Origin of the sequence: Flavobacterium sp., from assembly GCF_044373165.1 — a bacterium.
In the GTDB taxonomy this organism is placed as follows: Bacteria; Bacteroidota; Bacteroidia; order Flavobacteriales; family Flavobacteriaceae; genus Flavobacterium.
The window spans coordinates 1-4,353 of record NZ_JBILQL010000118.1 but is presented as its reverse complement, the minus strand read 5'-3'; the positions used below and the strand labels follow the sequence as shown (position 1 = coordinate 4,353).

The window sequence follows — 4,353 nt, the reverse complement described above, 5'->3', positions numbered from 1 at the left end:
ATTTCGCTTCCCAATCATAAACGAAAAAATATCGCTATGGGTTCTAAAGAAGAAATAAAAATTGACGACGAGTTTATTTTGATTCGTTTTCAAAACGACACAGAAGAGGTCATTACCTTTGAAAGGCCTGTAACCATGGGCTTAATTCAATTTCATTTTGGATTAAAAGGCAGTGCAAAATTTATCTTTAACAAAGGGAATTATACGCTTGATTTAAAGGAAGAAAAGTGTTTGCTTTTCTACAATCCGGAAAAAGAGTTGCCGTTGCATGTGGAAATCGAACCGAAATCATGGCTGATTACCATTTTGGTTTCCATCAAAAAATTCCATGGTTTGTTTACCGATGATGCCGAACACATTCCGTTTTTGAGTCAAGAAAATAAAGATCGAAAGTATTATAACGAAAGCGATGTCAGTCCGTCGATGGCCATAGTGCTCAATCAAATGTTCCATTACAATTTGAATCCGTCGATCAAAAACCTTTATTATAAAGGAAAGGGATATGAATTGCTGAGCTTGTTTTTCAACCGCAACGACGATCCGAATGCCGAGCAATGTCCGTTTTTGATTGACGAAGAAAATGTTTTAAAAATCAAAAAAGCTAAGGAAATCATCATTGCCAACATGGCCGAACCACCGAGTTTAGAAGCATTGGCTAGCCAAGTGGGTTTGACTTTAAAGAAACTCAAAATGGGTTTCAAGCAAATTTACGGCGATACGGTTTACGGGTTTTTATTCGATTATAAAATGGATTATGCCCGACAACTTTTGGATTCCGGTTCTTATAATGTGAATGAAGTTGGGCTCAAAATCGGTTACAGCACCGGCAGTCATTTTATAGCCGCTTTCAAAAAGAAATTTGCGACTACACCCAAAAAATACTTAATGAGTTTACAAGCCAATACCTAATCGGATTGATTTCGTATATTTCATTATCGATAAAGAATTACTAAAATCAAAAAGTCAAAAAAAGAAGTTTCATTACTTTTATAAAAAATTAAATTGCCAAAATGAAAGGAGTATTATTAGTCAATCTCGGTTCGCCCGAAAGTCCGACACCCAAAGATGTCAAACCGTATTTAGATGAATTTTTAATGGATAAATACGTGATTGACGTACCGTATTTATTGAGAGCCTTGTTGGTACGAGGCATTATTTTACAAACCCGTCCTAAGAAATCCGCTGAAGCTTACAGCCAAATTTGGACTGATGAAGGTTCACCGCTGATTGTGATATCCAAAAAAATGCATCAAAAGGTGGAAAAGTTGGTCGATGTTCCCGTGGCTTTGGCCATGCGTTACGGCACGATGACGATTCAAAAAGGCTTACAAGAATTGAAAGACAAAGGCGTAACCGAAGTAATGTTATTGGCTTTGTATCCTCAATATGCGATGGCTTCCACTACTACGATTTGGGCTTTGGCAGATGAATTGCAACAAAAGCATTTCCCGGAAATGACCATCACGAAAGTTCCGGCCTTTTACAACAAACCCGATTTTATTCAAGCTTTGGCACATTCTATCAAAAAACATTTAGAAGGCTTTGAATACGACCATTTATTGTTTTCTTATCACGGGATTCCGAAACGTCATATTCGCAAGACAGATGTGACCAAATCCCATTGTACTATTGACAACAAATGTTGTGTCACCGCTTCACCGGCGCATGAATTTTGTTACCGTCACCAATGTTATGAAACTACGCGACAAGTGGTTGAATTGCTCGGAATTCCGGAAGGCAAATACAGTCAGACTTTCCAATCGCGTTTGGCCGGCGACAAATGGTTGACGCCTTACACCGATGTAGAAATCAACAAAATGCCTAAAAAAGGAATTAAAAAATTAGCCGTAGTTACGCCTGCCTTCGTTTCCGATTGTTTAGAAACTTTGGAAGAAATTGCCATGCGTGCGAATGAGGAATTTAAAGAAAACGGAGGTGAAGAATTCTTTGCCGTGCCATGTTTGAATGATGAAGACGAATGGTGTCAAGTTGTGGCCAATTGGGTAAAAGATTGGAGTAAATAATTGTTTACATGGAACTCTACAACTACATCAAATCATTACACCTCATCTTTGTCATCACTTGGTTTGCGGGTTTGTTTTATATTGTTCGCTTGTTTGTATACCAAATTGAAGCCAACGAAAAAACTTCACCCGAGCGGGAAATCTTGCTCAACCAATACAAAATCATGACTTACCGCTTGTGGTTCATCATTACTTGGCCGAGCGCTGTATTGGCCACCATTTTTGCCTTGTGGTTGTTGTACCTCAATCCGGCTTGGTTGCAAATGTCTTGGATGCACGTGAAATTGGGATTTGTGGTGTTGCTTTTGGCCTATCATTTGAAGTGTCATCAAATTTACAAACAGTTGCAGAACGACAAATTCCAATACAGTTCTAACTTTATGCGACTTTGGAATGAAGGCGCTACTATTATCCTGTTTGCGGTAGTTTTTTTAGTAATTTTAAAAAACGCTTTCAACTGGATTTACGGCGTGGTCGGTATCTTTTTGTTTTCGATACTGATTATGTTAGGGTTTAAGTTTTACAAACGAATACGAGAAAAAAAGTAATTAGTGATTAGTAATTAGTGATTAGCTTGAAAAGGCTTTACTAGTTACTAATCACCAATCACCAATCACTAAACAATGCTAAACGTCAAACTATCAATGCTTTCCCTTCGCACCAGGATTTTCCTGTCGATGATAACATTGATTGTTATTGCTTCGATATTGATGGCATCGATTTCGATTATTCAATTTAAAAATGAAGCCAAAGATTACCATCAAGAACGTTTAGACCGAAAAGAATTTGCCATCAAAGAGCACATCAACTACGTGCTTTCCACGACAACTTATCCACTTACGCCCGAGAACCTGAAACTGATTTTTAAGGATAAAATCCATGAACTGTCGGATATTCACAACTTGGAAATCAACATTTATTCCTTGGAAGGTAAATTGGTTAAATCGTCTAAATCTACTTTTTCCGTGGATAAAGTCGCGCCGCCCATTCCAAATTACATCTTAAAACTCGTTCAATCTTCGGTAGATAAAAGATATGTTGATATTAAAAACATCGACGGTGTTAAAAACCGCTCTTCTTACAGCCAAATTAAGGACGATAAGTTCAAACCATTGGGTATATTGAACATTCCTTATGTGGAAGACGACGGCTTTTACGAAAAAGAACTGCGTCAGTTTTTGATACGATTGAGTCAGGTGTACTCGTTCATGTTGCTTATTGCGTTTGCTTTGGCTTATTTCTTGGCGAGTTACATTACCAAATCGTTAAAAACCATTTCGGATAAAATCAACGAAACCAGTTTGAACCAAAAAAATGAAAAAATCGTGATTGAAGCCAACAGTAGAGAAATCAACTCCTTGATTAACGCTTACAATCAGATGGTGGATAAATTAGAAGAAAGCGCGAGCATGTTGGCCCAAAGTGAAAGAGAACAAGCTTGGCGGGAAATGGCAAAGCAAGTCGCTCACGAAATCAAAAACCCCTTAACACCGATGCGTTTGACGGTGCAAAGTTTCCAGCGAAAATTTGATGCCAACGACCCGAATTTGAAACAAAAACTCGATGATTACTCTAAAACGTTAATCCAACAAATTGATACGATGAGCGCAGTAGCTTCGGCCTTTTCCAACTTTGCTTCTATGCCGGCGCAACAAAATGAAACCTTAAACGTAGTGGAAGTGGTGGAGTTTTCATTGGATATTTTTAACGAAGATTTTATCGCGTTTGAAAGCAATTCTGATGAAATTATCACCGTGATGGATCGTACCCAACTCATTCGTATTATTACCAATTTGGTGAAAAACGCCATTCAAGCCATCCCGGAAGAACAATTGGAAAAAAAAGTGGTGGTTTCTGTAAATGCAGAAGAGGACAACGTAATCATAGCGGTAAAAGACAATGGAATTGGGATTGACATTGAAAATACGGAGCGAATCTTTGAACCGAAATTCACCACTAAAACCAGCGGCATGGGATTGGGATTGGGAATCATCAAAAACATCATCGAAAATTACAAAGGAACTATTACTTTTGAAACCGAATCGGGAAAAGGCTCAACTTTTATAGTGTCGCTTCCTATTGTTAAATAATACATACAAACTATGAACTTCGAAAACATACTAGTCGCCATTGACAACGGCATCGGACAAGTAACTATCAATCGTCCGTCAAAATTAAATGCGTTAAACAAAGCTACTATTGAGGAATTGCACGATGCCTTTGAAAGCTTGGAAAACAATACCGAAGTAAGGGTTATTATCGTAACGGGCGAAGGTGAAAAAGCTTTTGTAGCCGGTGCCGACATTTCGGAATTTGCAGAATTCAGCGT

5 protein-coding genes are annotated in these 4,353 nt (G+C 38.2%); all 5 read left to right on the top strand.

Annotated elements, in window-relative coordinates:
• The first annotated feature begins 36 nt into the window (after positions 1 to 36).
• Positions 37 to 909 (top strand): helix-turn-helix transcriptional regulator, encoded by an 873-nt coding sequence (locus ACIQ32_RS11280; protein ID WP_396195791.1) that lies wholly within the window; start codon positions 37 to 39, stop codon positions 907 to 909.
• Between the two features lie 101 nt (positions 910 to 1,010).
• Complete coding sequence (hemH, locus tag ACIQ32_RS11275; protein ID WP_396195789.1) at positions 1,011 to 2,024, top strand: ferrochelatase; 1,014 nt, start codon at positions 1,011 to 1,013, stop codon at positions 2,022 to 2,024.
• Between the two features lie 8 nt (positions 2,025 to 2,032).
• Entirely contained in the window at positions 2,033 to 2,572 is a 540-nt protein-coding gene (locus tag ACIQ32_RS11270; RefSeq protein WP_396195788.1) for a CopD family protein, read from the top strand.
• A gap of 129 nt (positions 2,573 to 2,701) precedes the next feature.
• A complete protein-coding gene (locus ACIQ32_RS11265) occupies positions 2,702 to 4,114 on the top strand; it encodes a sensor histidine kinase (protein ID WP_396195790.1) in 1,413 nt (470 codons plus the stop codon).
• Between the two features lie 12 nt (positions 4,115 to 4,126).
• A partial coding sequence (locus ACIQ32_RS11260; RefSeq protein ID WP_396195787.1) for an enoyl-CoA hydratase/isomerase family protein occupies positions 4,127 to 4,353 on the top strand: 227 nt, incomplete at its 3' end.

Excerpts from the sequence above, each read along its gene's own strand:
- ACIQ32_RS11280 (WP_396195791.1), top strand. The coding sequence starts at position 37 with ATGGGTTCTAAAGAAGAAATAAAAATTGACGACGAGTTTATTTTGATT.
- hemH (WP_396195789.1), top strand. The coding sequence starts at position 1,011 with ATGAAAGGAGTATTATTAGTCAATCTCGGTTCGCCCGAAAGTCCGACA.
- ACIQ32_RS11270 (WP_396195788.1), top strand. The coding sequence starts at position 2,033 with ATGGAACTCTACAACTACATCAAATCATTACACCTCATCTTTGTCATC.
- ACIQ32_RS11265 (WP_396195790.1), top strand. The coding sequence starts at position 2,702 with ATGATAACATTGATTGTTATTGCTTCGATATTGATGGCATCGATTTCG.